The organism is Aeribacillus sp. FSL K6-3256, from assembly GCF_037965805.1.
In the GTDB taxonomy this organism is placed as follows: Bacteria; Bacillota; Bacilli; order Bacillales; family Aeribacillaceae; genus Aeribacillus; species Aeribacillus composti.
In genome coordinates, this window is record NZ_CP150188.1 from 151,596 (window position 1) to 177,500 (window position 25,905).

At 40.8% G+C, this 25,905-nt stretch carries 35 protein-coding genes, 1 rRNA gene and 1 pseudogene (1 of these 37 cut by a window edge); 35 read left to right on the top strand and 2 right to left on the bottom strand.

Going from position 1 to position 25,905, the window contains the following annotated elements; all coding sequences use genetic code 11:
- From rplP to NSQ84_RS00950, 33 genes and pseudogenes are all read left to right on the top strand, one after another.
- Entirely contained in the window at positions 1 to 435 is a 435-nt protein-coding gene (gene rplP, locus NSQ84_RS00790; RefSeq protein ID WP_063387165.1) for a 50S ribosomal protein L16, read from the top strand.
- Positions 425 to 625, top strand: a complete 201-nt coding sequence (rpmC, locus tag NSQ84_RS00795) for a 50S ribosomal protein L29 (RefSeq protein ID WP_063387166.1) — start codon at positions 425 to 427, stop codon at positions 623 to 625. Before rplP ends, rpmC begins: the two co-directional genes overlap by 11 nt.
- A gap of 21 nt (positions 626 to 646) precedes the next feature.
- Positions 647 to 910 carry a 30S ribosomal protein S17 gene (rpsQ, locus tag NSQ84_RS00800; protein ID WP_063387167.1) on the top strand — a complete coding sequence of 88 codons (264 nt, stop codon included), beginning with the start codon at positions 647 to 649 and terminating at the stop codon, positions 908 to 910.
- Between the two features lie 41 nt (positions 911 to 951).
- Positions 952 to 1,320, top strand: a complete 369-nt coding sequence (gene rplN / locus NSQ84_RS00805) for a 50S ribosomal protein L14 (RefSeq protein WP_063387168.1) — start codon at positions 952 to 954, stop codon at positions 1,318 to 1,320.
- A gap of 35 nt (positions 1,321 to 1,355) precedes the next feature.
- Positions 1,356 to 1,667: a 50S ribosomal protein L24 gene (gene rplX, locus NSQ84_RS00810; protein ID WP_063387169.1), complete on the top strand. Its 312-nt coding sequence runs from the start codon at positions 1,356 to 1,358 to the stop codon at positions 1,665 to 1,667.
- Positions 1,668 to 1,687: 20 nt separating this feature from the next.
- Positions 1,688 to 2,233: a 50S ribosomal protein L5 gene (gene rplE, locus NSQ84_RS00815; RefSeq protein WP_063387170.1), complete on the top strand. Its 546-nt coding sequence runs from the start codon at positions 1,688 to 1,690 to the stop codon at positions 2,231 to 2,233.
- 20 nt (positions 2,234 to 2,253) lie between these two features.
- Positions 2,254 to 2,439, top strand: a complete 186-nt coding sequence (locus NSQ84_RS00820) for a type Z 30S ribosomal protein S14 (protein ID WP_063387171.1) — start codon at positions 2,254 to 2,256, stop codon at positions 2,437 to 2,439.
- A 30-nt stretch (positions 2,440 to 2,469) separates the two neighbouring features.
- Entirely contained in the window at positions 2,470 to 2,868 is a 399-nt protein-coding gene (gene rpsH, locus NSQ84_RS00825; RefSeq protein ID WP_063387172.1) for a 30S ribosomal protein S8, read from the top strand.
- A gap of 29 nt (positions 2,869 to 2,897) precedes the next feature.
- A complete protein-coding gene (rplF, locus tag NSQ84_RS00830; protein ID WP_063387173.1) occupies positions 2,898 to 3,434 on the top strand; it encodes a 50S ribosomal protein L6 in 537 nt (178 codons plus the stop codon).
- Positions 3,435 to 3,465: 31 nt separating this feature from the next.
- The gene (gene rplR, locus NSQ84_RS00835; protein ID WP_063387174.1) at positions 3,466 to 3,828 is read left to right on the top strand and encodes a 50S ribosomal protein L18; all 363 of its coding nucleotides are present in this window, start codon (positions 3,466 to 3,468) and stop codon (positions 3,826 to 3,828) included.
- 21 nt (positions 3,829 to 3,849) lie between these two features.
- A complete protein-coding gene (gene rpsE, locus NSQ84_RS00840) occupies positions 3,850 to 4,350 on the top strand; it encodes a 30S ribosomal protein S5 (RefSeq protein WP_063387175.1) in 501 nt (166 codons plus the stop codon).
- A 13-nt stretch (positions 4,351 to 4,363) separates the two neighbouring features.
- Positions 4,364 to 4,546: a 50S ribosomal protein L30 gene (gene rpmD / locus NSQ84_RS00845; RefSeq protein ID WP_063387176.1), complete on the top strand. Its 183-nt coding sequence runs from the start codon at positions 4,364 to 4,366 to the stop codon at positions 4,544 to 4,546.
- A gap of 23 nt (positions 4,547 to 4,569) precedes the next feature.
- Positions 4,570 to 5,010 (top strand): 50S ribosomal protein L15, encoded by a 441-nt coding sequence (gene rplO, locus NSQ84_RS00850; protein ID WP_063387177.1) that lies wholly within the window; start codon positions 4,570 to 4,572, stop codon positions 5,008 to 5,010.
- Positions 5,010 to 6,302, top strand: a complete 1,293-nt coding sequence (gene secY / locus NSQ84_RS00855) for a preprotein translocase subunit SecY (RefSeq protein ID WP_063387178.1) — start codon at positions 5,010 to 5,012, stop codon at positions 6,300 to 6,302. Before rplO ends, secY begins: the two co-directional genes overlap by 1 nt.
- A 58-nt stretch (positions 6,303 to 6,360) precedes the next feature.
- Positions 6,361 to 7,014, top strand: a complete 654-nt coding sequence (locus tag NSQ84_RS00860) for an adenylate kinase (RefSeq protein WP_063387179.1) — start codon at positions 6,361 to 6,363, stop codon at positions 7,012 to 7,014.
- Positions 7,011 to 7,757 carry a type I methionyl aminopeptidase gene (map, locus tag NSQ84_RS00865; protein ID WP_117017136.1) on the top strand — a complete coding sequence of 249 codons (747 nt, stop codon included), beginning with the start codon at positions 7,011 to 7,013 and terminating at the stop codon, positions 7,755 to 7,757. The genes NSQ84_RS00860 and map overlap by 4 nt, the downstream gene beginning before the upstream one ends.
- A 15-nt stretch (positions 7,758 to 7,772) precedes the next feature.
- Positions 7,773 to 8,107: pseudogene (locus NSQ84_RS00870) on the top strand (KOW domain-containing RNA-binding protein).
- The gene (infA, locus tag NSQ84_RS00875; RefSeq protein ID WP_003178377.1) at positions 8,085 to 8,303 is read left to right on the top strand and encodes a translation initiation factor IF-1; all 219 of its coding nucleotides are present in this window, start codon (positions 8,085 to 8,087) and stop codon (positions 8,301 to 8,303) included. Before NSQ84_RS00870 ends, infA begins: the two are co-directional and overlap by 23 nt.
- A gap of 35 nt (positions 8,304 to 8,338) precedes the next feature.
- The gene (rpmJ, locus tag NSQ84_RS00880) at positions 8,339 to 8,452 is read left to right on the top strand and encodes a 50S ribosomal protein L36 (protein WP_003156543.1); all 114 of its coding nucleotides are present in this window, start codon (positions 8,339 to 8,341) and stop codon (positions 8,450 to 8,452) included.
- A gap of 23 nt (positions 8,453 to 8,475) precedes the next feature.
- A complete protein-coding gene (rpsM, locus tag NSQ84_RS00885) occupies positions 8,476 to 8,841 on the top strand; it encodes a 30S ribosomal protein S13 (RefSeq protein WP_063387182.1) in 366 nt (121 codons plus the stop codon).
- Positions 8,842 to 8,861: 20 nt separating this feature from the next.
- Positions 8,862 to 9,251 (top strand): 30S ribosomal protein S11, encoded by a 390-nt coding sequence (gene rpsK / locus NSQ84_RS00890; protein ID WP_063387183.1) that lies wholly within the window; start codon positions 8,862 to 8,864, stop codon positions 9,249 to 9,251.
- 184 nt (positions 9,252 to 9,435) lie between these two features.
- The gene (locus NSQ84_RS00895) at positions 9,436 to 10,380 is read left to right on the top strand and encodes a DNA-directed RNA polymerase subunit alpha (protein WP_063387184.1); all 945 of its coding nucleotides are present in this window, start codon (positions 9,436 to 9,438) and stop codon (positions 10,378 to 10,380) included.
- Positions 10,381 to 10,433: 53 nt separating this feature from the next.
- The gene (rplQ, locus tag NSQ84_RS00900) at positions 10,434 to 10,829 is read left to right on the top strand and encodes a 50S ribosomal protein L17 (protein WP_063387185.1); all 396 of its coding nucleotides are present in this window, start codon (positions 10,434 to 10,436) and stop codon (positions 10,827 to 10,829) included.
- A gap of 183 nt (positions 10,830 to 11,012) precedes the next feature.
- Positions 11,013 to 11,855: an energy-coupling factor ABC transporter ATP-binding protein gene (locus tag NSQ84_RS00905; protein WP_094244885.1), complete on the top strand. Its 843-nt coding sequence runs from the start codon at positions 11,013 to 11,015 to the stop codon at positions 11,853 to 11,855.
- Positions 11,831 to 12,706 (top strand): energy-coupling factor ABC transporter ATP-binding protein, encoded by an 876-nt coding sequence (locus NSQ84_RS00910; RefSeq protein ID WP_117017135.1) that lies wholly within the window; start codon positions 11,831 to 11,833, stop codon positions 12,704 to 12,706. Before NSQ84_RS00905 ends, NSQ84_RS00910 begins: the two co-directional genes overlap by 25 nt.
- The gene (locus NSQ84_RS00915) at positions 12,696 to 13,493 is read left to right on the top strand and encodes an energy-coupling factor transporter transmembrane protein EcfT (protein WP_339212160.1); all 798 of its coding nucleotides are present in this window, start codon (positions 12,696 to 12,698) and stop codon (positions 13,491 to 13,493) included. Before NSQ84_RS00910 ends, NSQ84_RS00915 begins: the two co-directional genes overlap by 11 nt.
- A gap of 11 nt (positions 13,494 to 13,504) precedes the next feature.
- Positions 13,505 to 14,245 (top strand): tRNA pseudouridine(38-40) synthase TruA, encoded by a 741-nt coding sequence (gene truA, locus NSQ84_RS00920; RefSeq protein WP_339212161.1) that lies wholly within the window; start codon positions 13,505 to 13,507, stop codon positions 14,243 to 14,245.
- A gap of 145 nt (positions 14,246 to 14,390) precedes the next feature.
- The gene (gene rplM / locus NSQ84_RS00925; RefSeq protein WP_063387190.1) at positions 14,391 to 14,828 is read left to right on the top strand and encodes a 50S ribosomal protein L13; all 438 of its coding nucleotides are present in this window, start codon (positions 14,391 to 14,393) and stop codon (positions 14,826 to 14,828) included.
- Between the two features lie 21 nt (positions 14,829 to 14,849).
- Entirely contained in the window at positions 14,850 to 15,242 is a 393-nt protein-coding gene (rpsI, locus tag NSQ84_RS00930; protein ID WP_063387191.1) for a 30S ribosomal protein S9, read from the top strand.
- A gap of 115 nt (positions 15,243 to 15,357) precedes the next feature.
- A complete protein-coding gene (locus NSQ84_RS00935; RefSeq protein WP_063387192.1) occupies positions 15,358 to 15,795 on the top strand; it encodes a DUF2521 family protein in 438 nt (145 codons plus the stop codon).
- A 619-nt stretch (positions 15,796 to 16,414) separates the two neighbouring features.
- A complete protein-coding gene (locus tag NSQ84_RS00940) occupies positions 16,415 to 19,486 on the top strand; it encodes an Ig-like domain-containing protein (protein ID WP_311066743.1) in 3,072 nt (1,023 codons plus the stop codon).
- A 463-nt stretch (positions 19,487 to 19,949) separates the two neighbouring features.
- The gene (gene cwlD / locus NSQ84_RS00945; protein ID WP_063387195.1) at positions 19,950 to 20,663 is read left to right on the top strand and encodes an N-acetylmuramoyl-L-alanine amidase CwlD; all 714 of its coding nucleotides are present in this window, start codon (positions 19,950 to 19,952) and stop codon (positions 20,661 to 20,663) included.
- Between the two features lie 99 nt (positions 20,664 to 20,762).
- Entirely contained in the window at positions 20,763 to 21,806 is a 1,044-nt protein-coding gene (locus tag NSQ84_RS00950) for an Mrp/NBP35 family ATP-binding protein (protein WP_339212162.1), read from the top strand.
- Positions 21,807 to 21,823: 17 nt separating this feature from the next.
- On the opposite strand, the gene gerD is transcribed toward NSQ84_RS00950, so the two are convergent.
- Complete coding sequence (gene gerD / locus NSQ84_RS00955) at positions 21,824 to 22,450, bottom strand: spore germination lipoprotein GerD (protein ID WP_339212163.1); 627 nt, start codon at positions 22,448 to 22,450, stop codon at positions 21,824 to 21,826.
- Positions 22,451 to 22,598: 148 nt separating this feature from the next.
- Between gerD and NSQ84_RS00960 the strand changes: the two genes are divergently transcribed.
- Positions 22,599 to 23,216, top strand: a complete 618-nt coding sequence (locus tag NSQ84_RS00960; protein WP_063387198.1) for a KinB-signaling pathway activation protein — start codon at positions 22,599 to 22,601, stop codon at positions 23,214 to 23,216.
- An 87-nt stretch (positions 23,217 to 23,303) separates the two neighbouring features.
- Here NSQ84_RS00960 and pdaB read toward each other — a convergent pair whose 3' ends face one another.
- The gene (pdaB, locus tag NSQ84_RS00965; RefSeq protein WP_063387199.1) at positions 23,304 to 24,074 is read right to left on the bottom strand and encodes a polysaccharide deacetylase family sporulation protein PdaB; all 771 of its coding nucleotides are present in this window, start codon (positions 24,072 to 24,074) and stop codon (positions 23,304 to 23,306) included.
- 345 nt (positions 24,075 to 24,419) lie between these two features.
- On the opposite strand from pdaB, the gene NSQ84_RS00970 reads away from it, so the two are divergent.
- Positions 24,420 to 25,905 (top strand): 16S ribosomal RNA (locus NSQ84_RS00970); it runs 68 nt beyond the window's last position.

Here is a 25,905-nt window from a genome sequence, read left to right on the forward strand (position 1 = left end):
ATGTTAATGCCTAAACGCGTAAAATATCGTAGAGAACATCGCGGGAAAATGCGCGGACGTGCAAAAGGCGGCACTGAAGTTCATTTCGGTGAATATGGCATTCAAGCTCTTGAGCCTGCTTGGATCACCAACAGACAAATTGAAGCAGCACGTATCGCGATGACGCGTTATATGAGACGTGGCGGAAAAGTTTGGATTAAAATTTTCCCGTCTAAACCATACACGGCTAAACCTTTAGAAGTACGGATGGGTTCCGGTAAAGGGGCACCTGAAGGCTGGGTTGCCGTAGTGAAGCCGGGCAAAGTATTGTTCGAGGTTGCGGGTGTTTCTGAAGAAGTTGCACGTGAAGCACTGCGTCTTGCATCTCATAAATTACCGATCAAAACAAAATTTGTAAAACGTGAAGAAATTGGTGGTGAATCAAATGAAAGCTAAAGAAATTCGTGATCTAACCACTGCCGAAATTGAACAAAAAGTGAAATCTTTAAAAGAAGAATTGTTTAACTTGCGCTTCCAGCTTGCGACTGGTCAGCTTGAAAATACTGCCCGCATCCGTGAAGTACGCAAAACGATTGCTAGAATGAAAACTATTATTCGCGAAAGAGAAATTGCTGCAAACAAATAATCGTGAGAGGAGGTTTGCCAAATGAGTGAACGCAACAAGCGCAAAGTTTATACTGGACGCGTCGTGTCGGATAAAATGGATAAGACCATCACTGTTCTTGTTGAAACTTATAAAAAACACCCGCTTTATGGAAAACGCGTGAAATATTCTAAAAAGTTCAAAGCTCATGATGAGCAAAACAAAGCGAAAGTCGGCGATATCGTTCGCATTATGGAAACTCGCCCGCTATCTGCAACAAAACGTTTCCGTTTAGTTGAAATTGTAGAAGAAGCAGTTATTATTTAATTTGGTTCGGATGAAAAAAATTCCGAAGGGAGGTCACGAACATGATTCAACAAGAATCTCGTTTAAAAGTTGCTGATAACTCTGGTGCACGTGAATTGTTAACAATTAAAGTTCTTGGCGGATCTGGTCGTAAAACAGCAAATATCGGTGATATTATTGTCGGTACGGTTAAACAAGCAACACCAGGAGGCGTTGTTAAAAAAGGTGATGTAGTAAAAGCTGTTGTTGTGCGTACAAAACGTGGTGTGCGCCGTCCTGACGGTTCGTACATTCGTTTTGACGAAAACGCATGCGTCATCATCCGCGAAGACAAAAGCCCGAGAGGTACTCGTATTTTTGGACCGGTTGCGCGTGAACTTCGCGATAAAAACTTTATGAAAATCGTTTCTCTTGCTCCAGAAGTACTTTAATTATGAGTTTGGCTTACCAAGGAGGTGTGTAATCGATGCATGTTAAGAAGGGTGACAAAGTAATGGTGATCGCCGGAAAAGATAAAGGAAAACAAGGCGTGATCCTTGCAGCATATCCGAAAAAGAACCGCGTGCTTGTGGAAGGCGTGAACATCGTGAAAAAACATGCGAAGCCTTCTCAAGATAATCCACAAGGCGGAATTATCAGTAAAGAAGCGCCTATTCATGTATCAAATGTAATGCCATTAGATCCAAAAACAGGTGAACCGACTCGTGTCGGTTATAAAATTGTGGACGGCAAAAAGGTGCGTGTAGCAAAAAAATCAGGTGAAATTTTAGATAAATAATTTGGAAGGGAGGTCTATTTATGAACCGCCTTAAAGAAAAATACGTAAAAGAAATCATACCTGCACTAATGAACAAGTTTAACTATAAATCTGTTATGCAAGTTCCTAAAATCGAAAAAATTGTCATCAATATGGGCGTCGGTGATGCAGTCCAAAATGCGAAAGCGCTGGACAGTGCTGTTGAAGAATTAACTCTCATTTCTGGTCAAAAACCTGTAGTGACTCGTGCGAAAAAATCCATTGCCGGCTTCCGGCTTCGTGAAGGAATGCCGATCGGTTGCAAAGTTACGCTTCGTGGAGAGCGTATGTACGATTTCTTTGACAAATTGATTTCCGTTTCTTTACCACGTGTGCGCGACTTCCGTGGTGTATCTAAAAAATCATTTGATGGCCGCGGCAATTATACGCTTGGTATTAGAGAACAACTTATTTTCCCAGAAATTGATTACGATAAAGTAAATAAAGTAAGAGGTATGGATATCGTAATCGTTACAACAGCAAAAACCGATGAAGAGGCTCGCGAGCTATTAACTCTGTTCGGCATGCCGTTCCAAAATAATCGCTAATTTAGATTGGAGGCGAAAATGTGGCTAAAAAGTCAATGATTGCGAAACAAAAACGCAAGCAAAAATTTAAAGTGCGTGAATACACACGCTGTGAACGCTGCGGCCGTCCGCATGCAGTCATCCGCAAATTTAAGCTTTGCCGTATTTGTTTCCGTGAACTTGCTTACAAAGGTCAGATCCCTGGCGTGAAAAAAGCTAGTTGGTAGTATCGATAAATGGGAAGGAGGTTATTTATAATGGTGATGACAGATCCTATTGCAGATATGCTTACTCGCATTCGCAATGCGAACATGGTTCGTCATGAAAAACTGGAAGTTCCTGCTTCCAAAATTAAACGGGAAATTGCTGAAATTTTGAAGCGTGAAGGGTTTATTCGCGATTATGAATATATTGAAGATAATAAACAAGGTATTTTGCGCATTTTCTTAAAGTACGGGCCTAACAACGAACGTGTTATAACTGGCCTTAAACGAATCAGCAAACCAGGCTTGCGCGTTTATGCAAAAGCTAATGAAGTGCCACGTGTGTTGAATGGATTAGGAATAGCAATCGTTTCGACTTCTCAAGGCGTTTTAACTGATAAAGAAGCACGCGCGAAGCAAACAGGCGGAGAAGTGCTCGCATACGTTTGGTAATTTTTTAACACGAAATGGAGGTGTCATTCATGTCACGTGTAGGGAAAAAACCGCTTGAAATTCCTTCAGGTGTCACTGTTACGATTAATGGAAATACAGTAACAGTAAAAGGACCAAAAGGAGAATTAACCCGTACATTTCATCCAGATATGGATATAAAAGTTGAAGATCAAGTATTAACTGTTACTCGTCCATCTGACAATAAAGAGCACCGTGCTCTTCACGGGACGACTCGCAGCCTTCTTGCCAATATGGTTGAAGGTGTTTCCAAAGGCTTTGAAAAAAGTTTAGAACTGATCGGGGTCGGATACCGTGCATCAAAATCAGGAAAAAAACTAGTATTGAATGTCGGATACTCTCATCCAGTCGAATATGAACCTGAACAAGGCATTGAAATCGACGTTCCTTCTCAAACAAAAATCGTCGTTAAAGGTACAGATAAAGAGCGTGTTGGCGCAGTCGCTGCAAATATTCGTGCGGTTCGTCCGCCTGAACCATATAAAGGAAAAGGCATCCGCTATGAAGGAGAATATGTGCGCCGCAAAGAAGGTAAGACTGCTAAGTAATGCCGCATAAAGAAAGAAAGGAGTGACGTAGATGATTACAAAACCTAGTAAAAATGCGGTTCGCAAAACTAGACATGCACGCGTGCGTTCAAAGGTTTCCGGTACAGCCGCTCGCCCGCGTTTAAACGTATACCGCTCCAACAAGCACATTTATGCTCAAGTGATTGATGATACAAATCACCAAACGCTTGTGAGTGCTTCTACTTTGGATAAAGAGCTTAACTTGGAATCAACTGGGAATGTAGAGGCAGCTCAAAAGGTCGGCGAACTTGTTGCAAAACGTGCGCTTGAAAAAGGTATTAAATCTGTTGTGTTTGACCGTGGTGGATATTTATATCATGGACGTGTGAAGGCTTTAGCTGATGCAGCTCGCGAAGTTGGCCTTGAATTTTAATCGACAAAGGAGGGAAAAGTGATGCGTCGTATTGATCCAAGCAAACTTGAACTTGAAGAACGTGTTGTTACCGTAAACCGTGTTGCAAAAGTAGTAAAAGGTGGCCGTCGTTTCCGTTTTGCTGCTCTTGTTGTTGTCGGAGACAAAAACGGTCATGTAGGTTTCGGAACTGGTAAAGCGCAAGAAGTTCCTGATGCTATCCGCAAAGCAATTGAAGATGCAAAGAAAAACTTAATTGAAGTACCAATTGTAGGTACGTCCATTCCACACGAAGTAATCGGTAAATTCGGTGCAGGAAAGATTCTCTTGAAACCTGCTGTTGAAGGTACGGGGGTTATCGCTGGAGGACCTGTCCGTGCAGTACTTGAATTAGCAGGTGTTCACGATATCTTATCTAAATCTTTAGGCTCCAATACACCGATTAATATGGTTCGGGCAACAGTTGACGGGTTAAAGCAGCTGAAGCGTGTAGAAGATGTTGCTAAACTTCGTGGAAAAACGGTTGAAGAACTGTTAGGATAAGGAGGGAAAGACAATGGCAAAAAAATTGGCGATTACCCTCAAAAAGAGTGTAATTGGTCGTCCTGAAGACCAAAGAATAACCGTTAAAACATTAGGCTTGCGGAAATTGCATCAAACAGTTGTTCATAATGACAATCCGGCAATTCGCGGAATGATCAATAAAGTGTCACATCTCGTGAAAGTGGAAGAACAATAATCAAATAAGGAGGTGCCAAGGTTATGAAGCTTCATGAATTAAAACCGGCAGAAGGTTCTCGTAAAGAGCGGAATCGTGTTGGTCGCGGTATTGGTTCAGGTAATGGAAAAACTGCTGGACGTGGTCAAAAAGGACAAAATGCCCGATCTGGCGGTGGAGTTCGCCCTGGATTTGAAGGCGGTCAAACTCCTCTATTCCGTCGTTTGCCAAAACGTGGGTTTACAAACATTAACCGCAAAGAATATCAAGTTGTGAACTTGGACAAATTGAATCGTTTTGAAGACGGTACGGAAATTACTCCAGAGCTTCTTTTGGAAACAGGTGTTGTAAGCAAACTGAAAGCAGGTATTAAAGTGCTTGGAGACGGTAAATTAGAGAAAAAATTAACGGTTAAAGCACACAAATTTTCTGCTTCAGCAAAAGAGGCAATTGAAGCCGCCGGCGGTTCTGCTGAGGTGATTTAATGTTCAAGGCAATCTCCAATTTTATGCGCGTGGGTGACATTCGCAATCGAATCTTGTTCACCCTTCTTATGCTGGTAATTTTCCGGATCGGCACTTTTATCCCTGTCCCGGGTGTGAACGCAGACGTACTAAAAGCACAAGACCAATTGAACGTATTTGGCGTTTTGAACATTTTTGGAGGCGGGGCATTGCAAAACTTCTCCATTTTAGCAATGGGGATTATGCCTTACATTACTGCTTCAATCATTGTTCAGCTTCTGCAAATGGACGTTGTACCGAAATTTACAGAGTGGTCGAAGCAGGGTGAAGTAGGCCGCAGAAAGCTTGCCCAATTCACGCGTTATTTAACAATTATTTTAGGATTTATTCAAGCGCTGGCAATGTCATATGGCTTTAATAATATGGCCGGCGGTCTGTTAATCATAAACCCTGGCATTGGAAACTATTTGTTGATCGCACTTGTTTTAACTGCGGGAACAGCCTTTTTAATGTGGCTTGGTGAGCAAATTACCGCAAAAGGCGTTGGGAACGGTATTTCTATTATTATCTTTGCTGGGATTGCTGCCGGCATTCCAACGGCAGTAAACCAAATTTATGCTCAACAATTTGCGGATGTTGGCGATCAGCTATTTTTAAGAATTGTAACTGTCGTTTTGCTTGTTCTTGCCGTTTTATTAGTTGTTGTAGCTGTTATTTTCGTTCAACAAGCATTCCGAAAAATTCCGATTCAGTATGCAAAGCGGCTTGCAGGTAGAAGTCCGGTTGGGGGACATTCAACGCATCTCCCATTGAAGGTTAACTCTGCTGGAGTCATTCCAGTCATTTTTGCAGTATCGTTTATTGTTACCCCCACTACGATTGCATCGTTCTTTGGACCAAATGATGTAACAAGATGGATTCAAAAAACATTTGATTACACGCAACCTATCGGGATGATCATCTACGTTGCATTAATTATCGCTTTCGCTTATTTCTATACATTTGTTCAAGTGAACCCGGAGCAAATGGCTGAAAATTTGCAGAAGCAAGGCGGCTATATACCGGGTATAAGACCAGGAAAAAGTACACAAGAGTACGTAACGAAAATTTTATACCGTTTAACATTTGTCGGTTCTATTTTTCTAGCAGTTGTCTCAATACTTCCTGTCTTTTTTATAAAATTTGCTGACTTGCCTTCTTCAGCACAAATAGGTGGAACAAGTCTCTTGATCGTTGTCGGTGTCGCTTTGGAAACTATGAAGCAGCTTGAGAGCCAGCTTGTCAAACGTCATTACAAAGGTTTTATGAAATAAGAGGTTGTGGGGCGATGAATGTCCCATTCCCTCGAAAAGCGTTTGAGGGGGAGAGTCCATGAATTTAGTATTAATGGGGCTGCCTGGGGCAGGAAAAGGAACACAGGCTGAAAAAATTGTTGAAAAATACAACATCCCGCATATCTCAACAGGAGATATGTTCAGAGCAGCTATAAAAGATGGAACCGAGTTAGGGTTACAAGCGAAGTCTTATATGGATAAAGGCGAATTAGTGCCGGATGAAGTTACGATTGGTATTGTTCGGGAAAGATTAGGCAAGAATGATACTGATAAAGGCTTTTTATTGGATGGTTTTCCGCGCACCGTTGCTCAAGCGGAGGCTTTGGAGCAAATTTTAAAAGAGCTTAATAAAGAAATTGATTATGTTATCAACATTCATGTTGACCAAGAAATTTTAATGGAACGGCTAACAGGACGAAGAATTTGCAAAAATTGCGGTGCAACGTACCATCTTGTATTCAATCCGCCAAAAGAAGAAGGAATTTGTGATAAGTGCGGAGGAAATTTATATCAACGAGCTGATGATAACGCTGAAACCGTTGGAAACCGTTTGGAAGTGAATTTGAAGCAGACGAAACCGCTGCTTGATTTCTATAAATCTAAAGGCTATTTGAAAAATATTGACGGTCAGCAAGAGATTAACAAAGTATTTGAAGATATTTGCAACTTGCTTGGAGGCTTGGGTGAATGATTATTTGCAAAACAAAGCGCGAAATTGAAATTATGCGCGAGGCTGGACGGATTGTTGCTTTAACTCACCAAGAACTCCAGAAATATATTCAGCCTGGTATTACAACAAAAGAACTGGACAGTATTGCTGAAAAGTTTATACGTGAACATGATGCAATCCCCTCATTTAAAGGGTATAATGGTTTTCGCGGCAGTATTTGCACTTCCGTGAATGAAGAGCTTGTTCACGGAATACCTGGAGACCGTGTATTGCGTGATGGAGATATTATTAGTATTGACATTGGTGCGAAATACAACGGCTATCACGGGGACTCTGCATGGACTTATCCTGTCGGTACAATTTCCGAAGAAACACAGAAATTGCTTGATGTTACAAAAGAATCTTTATATAAAGGATTAGAAGAAGCAAAACCAGGGGGAAGACTTTCGAACATTTCTCATGCCATTCAAGTTTACGTCGAATCTCACGGTTTTTCCATTGTTCGTGAATACGTAGGTCATGGCGTAGGGCAAGACTTGCATGAGGATCCTCAAATTCCGCATTATGGTCCACCGAACAAAGGGCCAAGGCTGAAGCCCGGTATGGTTTTAGCGATTGAGCCTATGGTCAATGCGGGAAGCCGTTATGTCAGAACGTTAGCTGATAATTGGACTGTCGTGACTGTAGATGGCAAAATGTGTGCTCATTTTGAACATACAATTGCCATTACTGATACAGGTTATGAAATTTTAACAACACCCTAAGTGAAGGTGATGTGCGTGAGTGATCCTGAGTCGAGTCCGCAAATAGGTCAGTTTGTCTTGATTACGAAAGGGAGAGAAGCTGGCAAATATGCGATTGTCGTGAAAATTCTCGATGATCGATTCGTATTGATTGCCGATGGAGAAAAGCGAAAGTTTCATTCTCCAAAGAAAAAAAACATCCATCATCTTGAATTTTTTGATTGCGTATCTCCGGAAGTTCAGAACAGTATATTGGAAACTGGCCGTGTGACAAATGGCAAACTTCGATATGCAATAAGCCGATTTGTCAATGAACAAGTTACTGATTTGAGGAAGGGAGACAATTGAATGGCGAAAGACGATGTCATTGAAGTAGAGGGTACCGTTGTTGAGACGTTGCCTAACGCGATGTTTAAAGTAGAGTTGGAAAATGGTCATACCGTGCTGGCTCATGTTTCTGGAAAAATTAGAATGCATTTTATTCGTATTTTGCCGGGTGATAAAGTAACGGTTGAATTATCACCATATGATTTAACCCGCGGAAGAATTACGTATCGATATAAATAATTTGCACTCCGGATTATTAAGGAGGTTGGATAAACATGAAAGTAAGACCATCAGTGAAACCTATATGCGAAAAATGTAAAGTCATTCGCAGAAAAGGAAAAGTTATGGTTATTTGCGAAAATCCAAAACATAAACAAAAACAAGGTTAATTTTTGAAGGAGGTGCTCATATTATGGCGCGTATTGCTGGTGTAGATATTCCACGCGATAAACGCATTGTCATTTCTTTAACTTATATTTACGGAATCGGTCGTTCAACAGCTCAAAAAATATTAGCTGAAGCTGGAGTTTCCGAAGATACTCGTGTTCGTGATTTAACAGAAGAAGAATTAGGAAGAATCCGTGACATTGTCGACACTTATAAAGTGGAAGGAGATCTTCGACGGGAAGTTTCTCTAAACATTAAGCGTCTCATTGAAATTGGCTGCTACCGTGGTATCCGACATCGCCGTGGTTTGCCTGTTCGAGGCCAAAATACGAAAAATAACGCACGTACTCGTAAAGGACCGCGCCGTACGGTTGCTAACAAGAAAAAATAAGTAAAGGAGGTTAACTGTAAATGGCTCGTAAAACAAATACTCGCAAACGCCGCGTAAAAAAGAATATTGAGACAGGCATCGCACATATTCGATCAACCTTTAACAACACGATTGTCACTATTACTGATGTGCACGGCAATGCAATTGCTTGGTCAAGTGCCGGTGCATTAGGATTTAAAGGTTCTCGTAAGTCAACTCCGTTTGCTGCACAGATGGCAGCTGAAGCAGCTGCTAAAGCTTCTATGGAGCACGGAATGAAATCATTAGAGGTTTCTGTAAAAGGACCTGGCGCAGGCCGCGAAGCTGCGATTCGTGCTCTTCAAGCAGCAGGTCTTGAAGTGACATCTATTAAAGACGTCACACCTGTTCCACATAATGGATGCCGTCCGCCAAAACGTCGTCGTGTGTAATTTATCTGTATATATTTTGTAACCCTGTCAATAATGGGTTATGATACAGTTATAGATTCTAGCATTTATTAAGATGTTGTTTGTGCACATTCGGGACTTTATGATTGGGGAATTTCGGTTAGACGCGTTTTCTCTTCTTTGTCTAGCCGGGGTTTCGACGTTTTGAAGGAGGGTTTTATTTAGAATGATTGAAATTGAAAAACCAAAAATCGAAACGGTTGAAATCAGTGATGACGCGAAATATGGGAAATTCGTTGTCGAGCCACTTGAGCGTGGATATGGTACAACTTTGGGTAACTCCTTACGTCGTATCCTATTATCCTCACTCCCTGGTGCCGCTGTAACATCTGTTCAAATTGACGGCGTCCTCCATGAATTTTCTACAATTGATGGTGTCGTCGAAGATGTTACAACGATTATTTTAAATTTAAAAAAGCTTGCTCTGAAAATTTATTCAGAAGAAGAGAAGACGCTAGAAATTGACGTACAAGGTGAAGGGCCCATTACGGCAGCAGATATAACTCACGATAGCGATGTTGAAATATTAAATCCTGATCTTCATATTGCAACTCTTGCGAAAGATGCTCATTTGCGGCTGAGAATGACGGCGAAGCGCGGGAGAGGATACAGCCCGGCTGAGGAAAATAAACGGGAAGATCAACCAATAGGTGTCATCCCAATCGATTCGATTTACACACCCGTTTCTAGAGTTTCTTATCAAGTGGAAAATACACGGGTTGGTCAAGTGACAGATTATGATAAGCTGACAATTGATGTTTGGACAGATGGAAGCATCGGTCCAAAGGAAGCTATCGCACTTGGCTCTAAAATTTTGATGGAGCACTTAAACATTTTCGTTAGCTTAACAGATGAAGCGCAAAATGTTGAAATCATGGTTGAAAAAGAAGAGGACCAAAAAGAAAAAGTGCTTGAAATGACGATTGAGGAACTTGACCTCTCTGTTCGTTCTTATAACTGTTTGAAACGTGCAGGTATTAACACAGTTCAAGAACTTGCGAACAAAACAGAAGAGGACATGATGAAAGTGCGTAATTTAGGACGCAAATCGCTAGAAGAAGTAAAACAAAAATTAGAAGACCTTGGTTTGAGTTTACGAAAAGACGATTAACTGATTTTTCAAAGTCTATATAGATCAACTTCCAACAAAGGAGGGAACATCACATGTCTTATAGAAAATTAGGACGTACTAGTGCGCAGCGTAAAGCAATGCTCCGTGACTTAGCAACGGACTTAATTATTAACGAACGAATTGAAACGACTGAAGCCCGTGCAAAGGAGCTTCGTGCTGTTGTAGAGAAGCTGGTTACTTTAGGTAAACGTGGTGATTTGCATGCTCGTCGCCAAGCAGCACAGTTTATTCGCAATGAGGTTGCGAAAACTGTGACAGTTTCAGGCCAAGACGGAAAGGAAAAAGAAAAACCTTTCTATGCATTGCAAAAATTATTTGATGAAGTGGCACCACGTTACCAAGATCGTCAAGGCGGCTACACACGAATTTTGAAAATGGGTCCTCGCCGTGGTGACGGAGCACCAATGGTTATCATTGAATTCGTGTAATTTAGATATAAATGAACTTCAAGGGCGGGACAGTTGTAATGACTGCATCTATGCCCTTTTTTATTTATCTTCAAGTACTTTACAAAGCGGATTGATTTTCTTTTGGCAGCCTCTGCATCTCATATTTATAGACATGATATTCGCGTTTACTTCATCTGTACTTGAGGCGGGAGGAGAGCATCTGTGGAACGGTCGATCATTCAAGTTCAACATGTAACATACCGCTATAATAAAGAAAGTGAAAAGCCTGCACTAACGGATGTTTCCTTTGATGTGTATGAAGGGGAATGGCTGGCCATCGTCGGACACAATGGATCAGGGAAATCAACATTGGCCCGGATGCTAAACGGTCTGCTGCTGCCTGACGAAGGAACCGTTACTGTATCAGGAATCACATTATCAGAAAAAACCATTTGGGATATTCGAAAACGGATTGGAATGGTGTTTCAAAATCCAGATAATCAATTTGTCGGCGCCACTGTACGGGACGATGTCGCTTTTGGTATGGAAAACATAGGTATACCGAGAGAAGAGATGGTAAAACGAATCGAATGGGCGACGAAAATTGTAAAAATGAATGAATTTTTAGAACGGGAACCTCATCATCTTTCTGGCGGACAAAAGCAGCGGGTCGCGATTGCAGGCGTTTTGGCTGTTCAACCAAGCATTATTGTTTTAGATGAAGCGACTTCAATGCTTGATCCAATTGGACGCCGGGAAGTAATTGAAACCATTTGGTCATTGAAAGAAAAAGGGCTTGTGACGGTCATTTCCATCACCCATGATTTGGAAGAGGCGGCCAAAGCAGATCGGATGATTGTAATGAATGGAGGCAAAAAATTTGTGGAGGGAACTCCGAAAGAAGTGTTTCGCTTGGAAGAGGAGCTGGTAAGCATCGGTTTAGATCTTCCGTTTTCTTACAAGCTGAGCAAACGGCTTCTTGAAAAAGGAGTGCCTTTAGCGACGCGACACCTTAATGTAGAAAGCCTGGTGGACGAATTATGGACATTAAAATCCGACAATTAGAACATCGTTACCAAATGAACACTCCTTTTGAACGGCTCGCTTTGTGTGATATCAATATGGATATCCATGAAGGAACATATTTGGCCGTGATTGGGCATACCGGGTCGGGAAAATCAACGATTTTGCAGCATTTAAACGGCCTGCTTTTGCCAACGAAAGGCTCTATTCAACTTGGAGACCGGCTGATTAAGGCAGGAGAAAAACAGAAAAACTTGAAATCTATTCGAAAAAAGGTCGGAATTGTCTTTCAATTCCCAGAGCATCAATTATTTGAAGAAACCGTCGAAAAAGATATAGCATTCGGTCCAATGAATTTTGGCGCATCGTTTGAAGAAGCGAAAAAAAAGGTAAAAGAAGTGCTGCCGCTTGTCGGTCTAGGAGAAGAAATCCTTCATCAATCCCCGTTTGAGCTAAGCGGGGGGCAAATGCGAAGAGTGGCGATTGCAGGTGTTTTAGCGATGGAGCCGGAGGTGCTCGTTTTAGATGAACCGACTGCAGGATTGGATCCAAAAGGCCGAAATGAGATCATGGAGCTTTTTTATCGTCTCCATAAAGAAAAAAAATTAACAACAATATTAGTAACGCATAGCATGGAAGACGCAGCAAAGTACGCTGATGAAATTGCCGTTTTGCACCAAGGGGAATTAAAGATGAAAGGGTCGCCAAAGGAAATATTCCGGTTGACTGGGGAACTGGAGCAGCTTGGGCTCGATTTGCCGGAATCAATTAAATTTGTCATGAAGCTTGAAGAAAAATTTTCTTTAACGGTTGAAGACAAGCCATTGACTTTAGAGGAAACGGCCGATTTCATTGAAGCCCTTTTAAAAGAAGGTGTCGTATATGATCGATAATATCATCATCGGAAAATATGTTCCTGGCAGCACAGTCATTCATCGAATGGATCCCCGTGCAAAACTGCTAACGATTTTTTTATATGTTTTTATCGTCTTTTTTGCCAATAACGGAATCACTTACTTTTTATTAGGATTATTTACGTTCATCATTATTTTGCTGACGAAGCTTCCGTTCTCTTTCTTATGGAACGGTTTAAAACCTGTTATATGGATCGTTGGGTTTACATTTTTGCTGCACATTTTAGTAACAAAAGAAGGGGACATGCTGTTCCGCTTCGGCTTTTTTTCCATTTATGAAGAAGGCTTGCGGCAAGGGTTTTTTATCTCTCTTCGGTTCATTTTCTTAATTTTTATGACAACGACATTGACCTTAACAACAACGCCTATCGAAATAACGGATGGAATGGAAAGTCTGTTAAAGCCTTTTAAAAAATTTAAACTTCCTGTCCATGAACTAGCATTAATGATGTCTATTTCTCTTCGCTTTATACCGACTCTGCTGGAGGAAACAGAAAAAATTTTAAAGGCGCAAATGGCAAGAGGGGTAGATTTTACATCAGGGCCTGTAAAAGAGCGAATAAAAGCAATCGTTCCTTTGCTTGTACCACTTTTCATCAGCGCTTTTAAGCGGGCGGAAGAGCTTGCTACCGCTATGGAAGCCAGGGGGTATCGCGGAAGTGAAGGACGTACGAAAATCAGGCAGCTGAAATGGGGAGCGATTGATTCCATTATGATGGTCTCTATCCTGCTGTTATCAATTATTTTATTACTATTGCGTGCCTAGGAGTTTTAAAAATGAGGATTAAATGCACAGTTTCGTATGATGGATCAGGATTTAGCGGTTATCAGCGCCAGCCCGGCCTCCGGACAGTACAAGGAGAGATTGAGGAAGCATTAATGAAAATCCACAAAGGGGAGCGGATAAAAATTACTGCTTCCGGCAGAACAGACGTCGGCGTGCATGCTGTTGGCCAAGTATTTCATTTTGATACAAGCCTCAAAATTCCGATGGAAAAATGGCCGATTGCTTTGAATACGCTGCTTCCTCAAGATATTTCCATTCAAAATGCAGAGCTTGCCGATCAAGATTTTCATGCTAGATTTTCTGCAAAGAAGAAAGAATACCGCTACCGTTTGTATCGCAGTTTTCAACGAGATGTGTTCCGGCGTCATTATGCATACCATTTTCCAAATCCGTTAAATATTGAAACGATTCGAGCTGCCTCCCGTTTCATTATTGGAACACATGATTTTACAAGCTTTTGCTCTTCTAAAACAGAAACGGAAAATAAAGTGAGAACTATTTATGAAGCGGATATATGGGAAGAAGGAGATGAAATTACGTTCCGTTTTGTCGGAAGCGGCTTCCTTTACAATATGGTTCGCATTTTAGTCGGAACATTGATTGAAGTAGGAGAAGGGAAGCGCAAGCCGGAAGAAATAAAACAAATTATCGCAGACAAAGATAGATCAAGAGCCGGGAAAACAGTTTCTGGATGCGGTCTATATCTTTGGAAAGTTTATTATGACAACTAATCCAGGTGTAACATTTTCTTGACATTCATATCTTAAAAAGATAAGATAACATATGGTATGTATTTCAAGCCCCACGATTAGCCCCGGAAAATAATCGTGTTTTTGAAATAGACTTTTCGACATGAACGATTAAGGAGGGAAAACAATGCGTACAACGTTTATGGCAAAGCCGCATGAAGTTGAGCGCAAATGGTATGTTGTTGATGCAGCTGGCAAAACTTTAGGACGTCTAGCAAGCGAAGTTGCATCTATCTTACGCGGAAAACACAAACCAACGTTTACACCGCATGTAGATACAGGTGACCACGTAATTATTATTAATGCTGAAAAAATCGAATTAACTGGAAAAAAATTAACAGACAAAATTTATTATCGCCACAGCCAGCATCCTGGTGGTTTAAAATCAAGAACTGCATTAGAAATGCGAAACAACTATCCTGAAAAAATGCTGGAACTTGCTATTCGCGGAATGCTTCCAAAAGGTTCCCTTGGACGCCAAATGTTTAAAAAATTGCATGTTTACAGAGGAAGCGAACATCCTCATCAAGCACAGAAACCAGAAGTTTATGAACTTCGCGGATAATTTAATAAGGAGGTTATCATTTTGGCACAGGTTCAATACTACGGTACCGGTCGTCGCAAAAGCTCTGTTGCCCGTGTTCGGTTAGTTCCTGGTGAAGGCCGTATCGTAATTAATAAACGGAACATTGAAGATTACATTCCAACAAAAGCTTTGATTGAAGATATTAAACAACCGCTTGTTTTAACAGAGACAGTTGGCAATTATGATGTACTAGTAAATGTTAGAGGCGGCGGTTTCACTGGTCAAGCAGGCGCTATTCGCCACGGAATTGCTCGTGCACTTTTACAAGCTGATCCAGAATATCGCGGAACGTTAAAGCGTGCAGGCTTATTAACTCGAGATGCTCGCGTAAAAGAGCGTAAGAAATACGGTCTTAAAGGAGCACGCCGTGCACCGCAATTTTCAAAACGTTAATGATTCGAACCTTAAACCACAACAAATCGTTGTGGTTTTTTATTTGCAATTGGAAAGGAGTGGTTGAATGGAACAGCGTGAACTGAAAAAAATAAAAACAAGGAGGAGATTTTGGATGAATGTAATTACAGACTTTAATGAAAGACGGCAGGAAAAAAAGCTTCTCACTGAGCGAAAAATGTTAAAAGATCTCCCAATTCGCAAATTGAAAAATATGATTGATGAATGGTTTAATCCTTTTTTTCAAAAACGCTTCCATAAAACTGCAATGGAAGAAGAGTGTGTCCACTCGGCCATTGAATCTTTTTTGCTGGGAGCAGCCTACAGCCGGTTTGGATATTACGGGGAATCGATGGAGCAGGCCAATACACGTTGTATACAGGAAGAACAAGAGCTTATTAATAATTTATTTGACAATATTCTTTATTTGGCAAGGGAATCAAATGATGATTTTGTTATGGAATCCATCTATTTGACATGCCAGCACTTTATTCATTATTGGTGGGAAGAAGGGTTTTTAGCTGGAAAAAAGAGATACAAACTAAAGCTTTAAAAGCAGTTCATGCATGGCTCATTTCAACTTCGTTGGAACGGGCTTTTTTTATGCCTAAAAACGGCTTGTGAAAAAATGATTTGACGGGGGCCATTGCTGAATTCGCCTTTTGATTGGCTTTTTTATTTCAAAAAGGAAAAGTTCAGGATTTATTGGCAGTGCTGCTTATTTTTTGCAAGGAAGAATGAAGCAAAATGGTTTTTTATTTCCTATGTGAAATATTACTCGTAAGGACAATTTGGGCGACATCCATGCACTGTGGCTATGTTATGAAAACTTTTAAAAAACAAAAAATTGCGGTTTTCAAAATGTTCATCTCGATATGAATGTCTTTTCAACGATTCCAGATTTTCGAAGATAGAAAAAGCTTTTATCATTTGCCGAGCAAACCTCCAATTGTGTAACGCAGGTGAGGAAATCGGCTTTTATTTTTTATTTGGCTTTTTTTGCTGAGCTTTGACACGTTTCTTTTCTCTTTACCACAAAGATTTTATTAGCACTTTTCATTTAGGCGAATAGGCTTAAAACTTTTGTGACTGTTCAAAAAATTTTAGTGCCTTATACAAAATCATCCATTATAATATTTCTATCAATTTTTTATAAATAAAGAGGTGGAGAAATGGGTTGGTTGAAAAAGTCGTTATGCCTTGTTCTTATTTTTTTATTATTGGTGCCAGCTAGCGGTTTTGCACAGGAAAGAAGTGATAGCAGAAAGGAAATAATTTCGACATTCCAGCAAAGTTCAGGACCAAAGAAACAACACAAAGAGGAAAAAACACAATCTACAAATCCGGCGGATTATCCATTAATTCAGGAGGGAGAAATTGTTGGCTGGCTGTTGGACTCGAAAAATGTCTATCATGAAATTACATTTGAACGTATTTACGATATGAACGACTCGATGGACATTGAAATTCTGTATAATTCAGATAAAAATATAGAAAAAGACAGTTATATTGGAATAGAATTTTATAAAGATATTGGAGGAACATTGAAATTCCTTGGATATGTCGAGTACGATACATATGGAGTATATGAGGCCTACCTCATTGCACAGCTTTTAAAGTCCATTTATAGCGATCAACCTTATATTTATTTAAGAATAGGTGTTTTTCCTGACAAAGAAAGTGAATATTATTCCGATGTAACAACATTTAAGGTGCGGAATCCTTTTTATTCAGAAACAGCACCCGAGGGAAATAAATACGTATTAATCAGCAACGAGTCCGTAGACGTGAATAATACTCAAGACACTGGAGCGTTCAAGATTAATAATGATCAATATACGATAAACAAAAAAATAGGATTGAATGCTTATAAACTGGATGTAATTAGACCGTTTGATACGGAGAAACATGAAGACAAGAAACTTCAACAAAAATCTCTCTCCAAAAAGTTTCTCAATAAAGTTGGCGATACTAAGACATTTTGGGTGCATGATTTTACGACCAATGAAGATAAACAAATTAGCACCAAGCTGCTGTATTCAGGTACAAAAACGAACGTATGGGTTTATGATAATCAAATTACAGAAGCTGATGCGCAAAAATTAGGGCAAGAATTTGATCAAAAAATTTATCCGCTCATCACACAAAATTTTGCCAGCGAATCCGATGTGGACGGAAACGGGAAAATTCACATTCTTTGTTATGATATACAAGATGGTTTTGCAGGATTAGGGGGGTATATTGCTGGTTACTTTTATGGAGGAGATTTGCATGATATTCCATACTCCAACAAATCAGAGATTTTTTATATTGATACGTATCCTTTAATGGGAACAGGGACGGAAAAGGATGTAAGTGCTGCATACGAAACATTGGCACATGAATTTCAACATATGGTGAATTTTAACCAAAATGTATTTATAGAAAATGGCTCCCAAATGGATACATGGCTAGATGAAGCTTTGTCAATGGCAGCTGAACACATGTATACTGGAAAACCTTTAATGAATACCATTAATTACTACAATATTTCTACCTCCATTACAAATGGTCATTCATTATTGTATTGGGATGATAATGGCGACACTTTGTCTAACTATTCCTTGTCCTATCTTTTTGGACAATATGTCAGAATTCAAGCGAATCAAGGAAACAAGATTTTCAAAGAGATTTTAACAGATACTCATAATGATTATAAAGCAGTAGAGAATGTAGCGAAAAAATATATCGACCCTACCCTTACATTTGGAAAATTGATGACGAACTTCCGCGCCGCCCTTTTACTGAAGAAAGATACGGGAATATATGGTTTTAATGGTGAAGAGGGCTTTGATTCATTAATTCCAAAAATATTTTCGGGAGAATCCGCCAGCTTGCGGGGCGGCGGAGCCATAGTAAAACGGGCTGTTGGTAATGAAACTGTTCCTGCATCTAAAGGAGATGACATCACTTATACTTTTTTTGATGTAGAGGAAAATAAGCCTTCCACTCCTCCAAGCAAACCGATAGTAAACCCGGTAAGTGATCGGGATACATTTATAAATGGGCTGTCTGATCCAGGAACTACTGTTTATGTCCAGCTTGGTTCAAAGATATTGAACTCTGCAGCAGCTGACAATAATGGATCTTTTCGCATTTCCATCAGTAAACAAAAAGCTGGGACTGTATTAAGCGTATATGCCAGGGATCAGGCGGGAAATAAAAGCGAGTCGGTTCAAATAACGGTGGTTGATAAAACGCCGCCGACAGCACCTGCTGTCAATGAAGTGAAAGATTCAGATAAAGCAGTGACAGGAACGTCGGAGGCGGGTGCAACGATAACGGTAAAATCAGGAACAATAGAATTAGGAAAAGGAACGTCTAGATCAGACGGCAAGTTTTCTGTCCCATTACGGGCACCGCAAAAAGCTGGTACGATTTTGTCTGTAACAGCGACGGATAAAGCGGGGAATGTGAGTCCGGCTCGAAAAGTGACGGTATTGGATAAAACGCCTCCTAGCATTCCAAGCGTAAACCTGGTCAGCGATAAAGATAAAACGGTCAGAGGGACAGCGGAGGCAGGATCAAAAATAACAATAAAGGCCGGCAGCAAAGTATTGAGCACCGGCACGACAGATAAAAATGGGAAATTCACGATTTCGTTAAAAACAGCTCAAAAAGCTGGAACAGTTCTTTACGTAACAGCGACGGATAAAGCGGGGAATGTGAGTCCGGCGCGAAAAGTGACGGTAATTGATAAAACACCGCCGCGTACTCCGAGTGTAAATTCGGTCAGCAATAAAGATAAAACGGTCAGAGGGACAGCGGAGGCAGGATCAAAAATAACAATAAAGGCCGGCAGCAAAGTATTGAGCACCGGCACGACAGATAAAAATGGGAAATTCGCAATTTCGTTAAAAACGGCTCAAAAAGCCGGAACAATTCTTTACGTAACAGCGACGGATAAAGCGGGGAATGTGAGTCCGGCGCGAAAAGTGACGGTACTCGATAAAATACCGCCGGGTGCTCCTAAAGTGAACAAAGTGACAAGAAAATCTTCCTCGGTGACAGGAAAAGCAGAGGCGTATTCAACGGTGTATGTCAAAGCAGGAAAGAAAGTAATCGGTTCGGGCAAAGCGAATAAAAACGGAAATTTTTCCGTTTCAATCAAAAAACAAAAAGCCGGAACAGTTCTCCTAGTGTATGCAAAAGATAAGGCTGGAAATGTAGGAAAAAGCACGAAAGTTACCGTCAAATATAAATAATAAAATTGACCGTGCCAGCCTGATCGGTCTCGTTATAACTGAAACGCAACATTCATCTTAGCTCCCATATTTGCGGGAGCTTTTTTTTATACTCTTAAAATGTTTCTTTTTGAAAAAAAGCGCTGTAAAAAAACTGAATCAGACATACAATTTTATTTTCAAGTGAAGCATTCCATTATCCCTAATTGCCCCCAATTTAAACTTCATATCTAGGACCGAACAGTGATAAGGCGATTTATCATTAAAGCACAAACAGCTGTATGGCAGAAAGTTGACGGCTTCTACAGCTATATTATCTGTTGGGGAGAATGACGAGTTTGAGCAGATTAGTTAAATTTTGAATGCGCCAATTTTCTGGTGGGAATCGGCTGGAAAAAAGAGATATAAATTAAAATTGCAGTAATCATAAATCCTTATGCTTTTCCATATATTGAATTGAAGGGACGAGCAGGAGGGATGCGGAGTGAAAAAAAAGCTGAAATGGGCACTGTTTATTGCTGGGTTTCTAATTCTCGTATTTATCATTCAATATCAATTCTCCCTTTTCAATTCATGGAAATCATGGAATCTTCCGTTATCAGGAAAAATCATTTACTTAGACCCCGGTCACGGAGGTCCCGATGGAGGAGCAGTAGGAAAAAAACTGCTGGAAAAAGATATAACTTTAAAAATTGCCAATATTGCTCGAGATTATTTACAAGAGCAGGGAGCGTTAGTGTTATTGACAAGAGAAAAAGATGAAGATTTGGCTTCGGACGATACACACGGATATAGCCGGAGAAAATCAGAAGATATTCGAAAGCGCGTTCGCCTAATTGATGAATCAGACGCCGATTTGTTTTTAAGCATCCATTTAAATGCTATTCCATCTCCAAAATGGAGGGGAGCGCAAACATTTTATGACGGAAAATATCAGGAGAATGAAGCTATTGCGAAATTTATCCAAGATGAATTAAGGAAAAATTTAAGAAATACAGATCGAAAAGCAAAGCCAATAAGCGGTGTCTATTTACTAAAGCATGCAAAAAAACCGGGTGCGCTTGTGGAGGTGGGGTTTTTATCCAATCCTTCTGAGGAAGAGCTTCTTGCTTCTGAAGAATATCAGAAAAAAGTGGCAGCCGCCATTTACAACGGGGTTTTGCGTTATTTTTCCAATGAACAGCAAATACCGGAATAAATGGATTCTTCTCAGGCATCTATTTTCAATGGACTGTTGGAAATGTGTTATACTATATACTATTAAAAGTCTTATGGAAAAAAGGTGGTTGTGGATACGATGCGGGAAGAAGATGTAAGGTCCATTGTCGAACAGTTGGAAGATCCATTTTTACATAAATCTTTAAAAGAATTGAATGCGATTGAAGAAATAAAAATTAAGCCCGAAAAAAAACATATTAGTTTAAAAATAGCAATTGCCAAAACGGGAACAAGCGAGCAGTTAACACTCCAGCAGCAAATTGTTGCAAAGCTTAAACAAGCGGGTGCCGAGACTGTTGGGCTGCGTTTTTCGGAGCTTCCAAAGGAAATTGTCCAAAAGTATTATTCTGATAGTACAAGCTCTTCCATTTTATCGAATGAAAAAACAACCTTTATTGCAATAGCAAGCGGAAAAGGCGGTGTCGGCAAATCAACCGTATCTGTCAACTTGGCTGTGTCCCTTGCTCGTCTAGGAAAAAAAGTTGGTCTTATTGATGCAGATATTTACGGCTTTAGCGTTCCTGATATGATGGGGATCATGAACCGGCCGATCGTTCGCGGGGATAAAATTATTCCAGTTGAGCGGTTTGGTGTGCAAGTCATATCAATGGCTTTTTTTGTTGAAGATAATGCGCCTGTTGTTTGGAGAGGTCCGATGCTCGGAAAAATGCTGAATAACTTTTTCCAAGAAGTTGAATGGGGATCGTTGGACTACTTACTCCTTGATTTGCCTCCTGGTACAGGTGATGTTGCATTAGATGTGCATACATTGCTTCCAACTAGTAAAGAAATCATTGTAACTACGCCTCATCCAACAGCTGCATTTGTTGCTGCAAGGGCTGGTGCAATGGCCATTAAAACGGAGCACGAAATTTTAGGAGTTATTGAAAATATGTCCTATTTTGAAAGTAAATTAACAGGCCAAAAAGAGTATGTATTTGGGAAAGGCGGAGGTCAGAAGCTTGCAGAGGATTTGCAGGTCCCTCTATTAGGGCAAATTCCGCTTGAGCAGCCGGACTGGGATGAAGAGGACTTTGCTCCGTCTGTTTATAATGAAAACCATCCAATAGGGAAAACTTATTTAGATATAGCAAGAAAAGTGATTGAGATAACAGAAAAGTAAAGGAAGGGAGAGGAGGTCTATTGGCCTCCGCCCCCGCCTTCGTTTCCGGAGCTGCCCCCGCCTTCGTTTCCGGAGCTGCCCCCGCCTTGTTGTTTACTTTGAGCTTGCTGAGCAGCCTTCAATAGCGCCTCCTCGATTTTCGGTTGAAAGAGCGGACTTGATAGAACATCTGTAATTTGCTGCTGTAAATATTGGCGGTATTCTTTGCTTTTTAAAACCTTCAATAGTTCTTCTTCCATTTGAGGATTTTTCAGCACATCCATAAGCATTCCTTGATATTCCGGATCTTTCATTAAACGTTTGATCACTTTTTCATGTTCTGTTTGCAATGTTTTCGCAAATCCTTCCGCAAATTTTGTATCTTCAAATGTATTTTTCCAAAATTCCTTCCCTTTTTCTGATGTTAACGCTTTTTCAATCGTATTATTGACGGTTTTTTGATCTAAAATGAGGTTTCGTTGAACTTCTTCATCTTTCATAATTTCTTGAACGGCTTTTTTTCCTTCGTCAGATTTTAATATGTCTACAACCATTTTTTTTGTTTCATCATAATTCATTGGTTCACTTTGCTGCCGATCCGCACATCCTGCAACGATCATCCATATAAGCATCATGATGAGGAGCGAACAATTTCTACCTCTCATATTTCATTTAGCTCCTTTCAATAATAACTTCTACCATTATGTTGAGAAACCAACTGTTTTTTATGCGAAAAAAGTTTTGCCATATGGTAATATACAAGTTGGATTGATAAAATCATATGATATTTTACGAAATATGGAGGGGTTGGCAGTGAAAAGCCGAAATTGGGTACGATTTTTCCTTTCTACTCTCATTGTAGGTGGAGTTGCGACAAGTATTGTTGGTTTTATCTTAAGATGGAGCGAGTATGAAAAATTGTTTTTGTCTTTTAATATTGTTGAAATTGTTGCAGTATTGTTTTGGCTGATCGGAGTAGGTTTTATTTTCAGCATCATCAGCCAAATGGGCTTTTTCGCTTATTTGACTGTGCACAGGTTTGGCCTAGGCATTTTTCGCTCAGTTTCGTTATGGAACTCTGTTCAAATCTTGTTAATCATTTTTGTGTTGTTTGATTTAGTTTATTTTCGATATCAATTTTTTGCGCAAACTGGAGATTCCATTGTCCCGTATATTTTAGTAGCTGTTGTCATTTTGTTGTTTTCTGCTGTAATTGCTTATTTTAAGCAAAAACAGACGAATAAAGATGCGTTTGTCCCTGCATTGTTTTTTATGGTTGTTGTTTCAGTGATTGAGTGGATGCCGGCCCTTCGTGTCAATGATAGAGATTGGCTGTATTTAATGCTGTTTCCAATTTTAATTTGCAATGCTTACCAATTGTTGATTTTGCCGAAAATGACAAATGACTCGCCAAAAGCAAAAAAGAGCTGAAGGAGTTTTCCTTATAGCTCTTTAAAATGCTTATTGATTTCCAAAATATTGAAAACGATTGGTTTGAATTTACTTCCAAAGTTCTTTTCATTTGAATGATAGTTCTTTCGTTCTTGCATTGCTGTTTTCAATTAATTCTTGTACGGTTACATTTTTAAGGCCGTTTTGTTTCAAATGTTGAATAATCGCCGGCAACGCTTGGTTAGTTTGTTTAACTGAATCTGATGCGTGAAGCAGGATAATATCACCTGGTTTTAAGTGTTTCGTAACATTTTGGATAATCTTGTTGACTCCCGGGTTTTGCCAGTCATTTGAATTTACACTGTAATGGACGACAGTTAATCCATATTGTTCAGCAATATTTAAAACGTTTTGATCGAATTGGCAGGTTGGGGGCCGCAGCAATTTTATATCCTTGATACCAAGCTTTTGAAATGTATGCTGGGCTAAAGATAAATCACGCTTAATTTCGTTAGTGTCCAACTCAGTATAGTTTTTATAAGCATATCCTTTGCTGCCGAGCTGATGACCGTCATCGATAATTCTTTTGACTACTTCAGGATGGCGTTCGGCCCATGAGGCGGATACAAAAAATGTTGCATTGGTTAGTCCATATTTTTTCAAAGTATTTAAAATTGGAATTGCTTTTTCATCTCCCCAGCTAATATCAAATGTCAAGGCAACTTTCTTACCGCTTCCGTCTCCTTTATAAATAGCTTTCGGCCCGTTCTTTGTAGTGAAAACTGGGATATTTGGTATTGTTTGAAAGTACATAAAGACAGCAGTAAAAAAAGCGATTATGATTAAAAAAAGTAATTGTTTGATTTTTTTAATATGGATGATGTAAAAACGGTTCATTGATGCTCCTCCTTGTCCTTATCTTGTAAAATTGTATGAATTGAACTTTTAATTATGAATAAGGATGGAGAATTAAAAATAATTTTAAAAAGGTGTTGACGAAATAGTTTAAAGTTGATATATTATTAATCGTCGCTGTTTGTTAAGTGTTTTAAAAAATGTATTGACAAACGTTTTGACGCCATGATATATTATGAAAGTCATTGTGAAAAAATAAAAAACATTGACTGGACACAATTGTTTTGTTATAATGTTATTTCGTCGAAGTAGTTATATGATCCTTGAAAACTGAACAAAACGAAAAGCGTGCCTGTTGATTCTGACAAGAGCATTTGGTGACAAACTTTTTTGGAGAGTTTGATCCTGGCTCAGGACGAACGCTGGCGGCGTGCCTAATACATGCAAGTCGAGCGGACCGAAGGGAGCTTGCTCCTTTAGGTTAGCGGCGGACGGGTGAGTAACACGTGGGCAACCTGCCCTGCAGACTGGGATAACTTCGGGAAACCGGAGCTAATACCGGATAACACCGAAAACCGCATGGTTTTCGGTTGAAAGGCGGCTTTTAGCTGTCACTGCAGGATGGGCCCGCGGCGCATTAGCTAGTTGGTGAGGTAACGGCTCACCAAGGCGACGATGCGTAGCCGACCTGAGAGGGTGACCGGCCACACTGGGACTGAGACACGGCCCAGACTCCTACGGGAGGCAGCAGTAGGGAATCTTCCGCAATGGACGAAAGTCTGACGGAGCAACGCCGCGTGAGCGAAGAAGGTCTTCGGATCGTAAAGCTCTGTTGTCAGGGAAGAACAAGTACCGTTCGAACAGGGCGGTACCTTGACGGTACCTGACGAGGAAGCCACGGCTAACTACGTGCCAGCAGCCGCGGTAATACGTAGGTGGCAAGCGTTGTCCGGAATTATTGGGCGTAAAGCGCGCGCAGGCGGTTCCTTAAGTCTGATGTGAAATCTCGCGGCTCAACCGCGAGCGGCCATTGGAAACTGGGGAACTTGAGTGCAGGAGAGGGGAGCGGAATTCCACGTGTAGCGGTGAAATGCGTAGAGATGTGGAGGAACACCAGTGGCGAAGGCGGCTCTCTGGCCTGTAACTGACGCTGAGGCGCGAAAGCGTGGGGAGCGAACAGGATTAGATACCCTGGTAGTCCACGCCGTAAACGATGAGTGCTAAGTGTTAGAGGGTATCCACCCTTTAGTGCTGCAGCAAACGCATTAAGCACTCCGCCTGGGGAGTACGGCCGCAAGGCTGAAACTCAAAGGAATTGACGGGGACCCGCACAAGCGGTGGAGCATGTGGTTTAATTCGAAGCAACGCGAAGAACCTTACCAGGTCTTGACATCCCCTGACAACCCTAGAGATAGGGCGTTCCCCTTTCGGGGACAGGGTGACAGGTGGTGCATGGTTGTCGTCAGCTCGTGTCGTGAGATGTTGGGTTAAGTCCCGCAACGAGCGCAACCCTTGACCTTAGTTGCCAGCATTCAGTTGGGCACTCTAAGGTGACTGCCGGCTAAAAGTCGGAGGAAGGTGGGGATGACGTCAAATCATCATGCCCCTTATGACCTGGGCTACACACGTGCTACAATGGGTGGTACAAAGGGCAGCGAAACCGCGAGGTGGAGCGAATCCCAAAAAACCACTCTCAGTTCGGATTGCAGGCTGCAACTCGCCTGCATGAAGCCGGAATCGCTAGTAATCGCGGATCAGCATGCCGCGGTGAATACGTTCCCGGGTCTTGTACACACCGCCCGTCACACCACGAGAGTTTGTAACACCCGAAGTCGGTGGGGTAACCCTTACGGGAGCCAGCCGCCGAAGGTGG

What these genes read in the sequence shown, in the direction of transcription:
- NSQ84_RS00940 (WP_311066743.1), top strand. Translation starts at nt 16,415, where the DNA reads ATGGGTTGGTTGAAAAAGTCGTTATGCCTTGTTCTTATTTTTTTATTA.
- rplE (WP_063387170.1), top strand. Translation starts at nt 1,688, where the DNA reads ATGAACCGCCTTAAAGAAAAATACGTAAAAGAAATCATACCTGCACTA.
- rplR (WP_063387174.1), top strand. Translation starts at nt 3,466, where the DNA reads ATGATTACAAAACCTAGTAAAAATGCGGTTCGCAAAACTAGACATGCA.
- NSQ84_RS00915 (WP_339212160.1), top strand. Translation starts at nt 12,696, where the DNA reads ATGATCGATAATATCATCATCGGAAAATATGTTCCTGGCAGCACAGTC.
- truA (WP_339212161.1), top strand. Translation starts at nt 13,505, where the DNA reads ATGAGGATTAAATGCACAGTTTCGTATGATGGATCAGGATTTAGCGGT.
- NSQ84_RS00910 (WP_117017135.1), top strand. Translation starts at nt 11,831, where the DNA reads ATGGACATTAAAATCCGACAATTAGAACATCGTTACCAAATGAACACT.
- gerD (WP_339212163.1), bottom strand. Translation starts at nt 22,450, where the DNA reads ATGAGAGGTAGAAATTGTTCGCTCCTCATCATGATGCTTATATGGATG.
- rpsH (WP_063387172.1), top strand. Translation starts at nt 2,470, where the DNA reads ATGGTGATGACAGATCCTATTGCAGATATGCTTACTCGCATTCGCAAT.
- rplQ (WP_063387185.1), top strand. Translation starts at nt 10,434, where the DNA reads ATGTCTTATAGAAAATTAGGACGTACTAGTGCGCAGCGTAAAGCAATG.
- rpsE (WP_063387175.1), top strand. Translation starts at nt 3,850, where the DNA reads ATGCGTCGTATTGATCCAAGCAAACTTGAACTTGAAGAACGTGTTGTT.
- rplM (WP_063387190.1), top strand. Translation starts at nt 14,391, where the DNA reads ATGCGTACAACGTTTATGGCAAAGCCGCATGAAGTTGAGCGCAAATGG.
- NSQ84_RS00935 (WP_063387192.1), top strand. Translation starts at nt 15,358, where the DNA reads ATGAATGTAATTACAGACTTTAATGAAAGACGGCAGGAAAAAAAGCTT.
- NSQ84_RS00950 (WP_339212162.1), top strand. Translation starts at nt 20,763, where the DNA reads ATGCGGGAAGAAGATGTAAGGTCCATTGTCGAACAGTTGGAAGATCCA.
- NSQ84_RS00895 (WP_063387184.1), top strand. Translation starts at nt 9,436, where the DNA reads ATGATTGAAATTGAAAAACCAAAAATCGAAACGGTTGAAATCAGTGAT.
- NSQ84_RS00860 (WP_063387179.1), top strand. Translation starts at nt 6,361, where the DNA reads ATGAATTTAGTATTAATGGGGCTGCCTGGGGCAGGAAAAGGAACACAG.
- rpsQ (WP_063387167.1), top strand. Translation starts at nt 647, where the DNA reads ATGAGTGAACGCAACAAGCGCAAAGTTTATACTGGACGCGTCGTGTCG.
- rpmD (WP_063387176.1), top strand. Translation starts at nt 4,364, where the DNA reads ATGGCAAAAAAATTGGCGATTACCCTCAAAAAGAGTGTAATTGGTCGT.
- rpmJ (WP_003156543.1), top strand. Translation starts at nt 8,339, where the DNA reads ATGAAAGTAAGACCATCAGTGAAACCTATATGCGAAAAATGTAAAGTC.
- rpsK (WP_063387183.1), top strand. Translation starts at nt 8,862, where the DNA reads ATGGCTCGTAAAACAAATACTCGCAAACGCCGCGTAAAAAAGAATATT.
- rplX (WP_063387169.1), top strand. Translation starts at nt 1,356, where the DNA reads ATGCATGTTAAGAAGGGTGACAAAGTAATGGTGATCGCCGGAAAAGAT.
- secY (WP_063387178.1), top strand. Translation starts at nt 5,010, where the DNA reads ATGTTCAAGGCAATCTCCAATTTTATGCGCGTGGGTGACATTCGCAAT.
- infA (WP_003178377.1), top strand. Translation starts at nt 8,085, where the DNA reads ATGGCGAAAGACGATGTCATTGAAGTAGAGGGTACCGTTGTTGAGACG.
- map (WP_117017136.1), top strand. Translation starts at nt 7,011, where the DNA reads ATGATTATTTGCAAAACAAAGCGCGAAATTGAAATTATGCGCGAGGCT.
- rpmC (WP_063387166.1), top strand. Translation starts at nt 425, where the DNA reads ATGAAAGCTAAAGAAATTCGTGATCTAACCACTGCCGAAATTGAACAA.
- rpsM (WP_063387182.1), top strand. Translation starts at nt 8,476, where the DNA reads ATGGCGCGTATTGCTGGTGTAGATATTCCACGCGATAAACGCATTGTC.
- pdaB (WP_063387199.1), bottom strand. Translation starts at nt 24,074, where the DNA reads ATGAACCGTTTTTACATCATCCATATTAAAAAAATCAAACAATTACTT.
- rplN (WP_063387168.1), top strand. Translation starts at nt 952, where the DNA reads ATGATTCAACAAGAATCTCGTTTAAAAGTTGCTGATAACTCTGGTGCA.
- rplP (WP_063387165.1), top strand. Translation starts at nt 1, where the DNA reads ATGTTAATGCCTAAACGCGTAAAATATCGTAGAGAACATCGCGGGAAA.
- rplO (WP_063387177.1), top strand. Translation starts at nt 4,570, where the DNA reads ATGAAGCTTCATGAATTAAAACCGGCAGAAGGTTCTCGTAAAGAGCGG.
- rplF (WP_063387173.1), top strand. Translation starts at nt 2,898, where the DNA reads ATGTCACGTGTAGGGAAAAAACCGCTTGAAATTCCTTCAGGTGTCACT.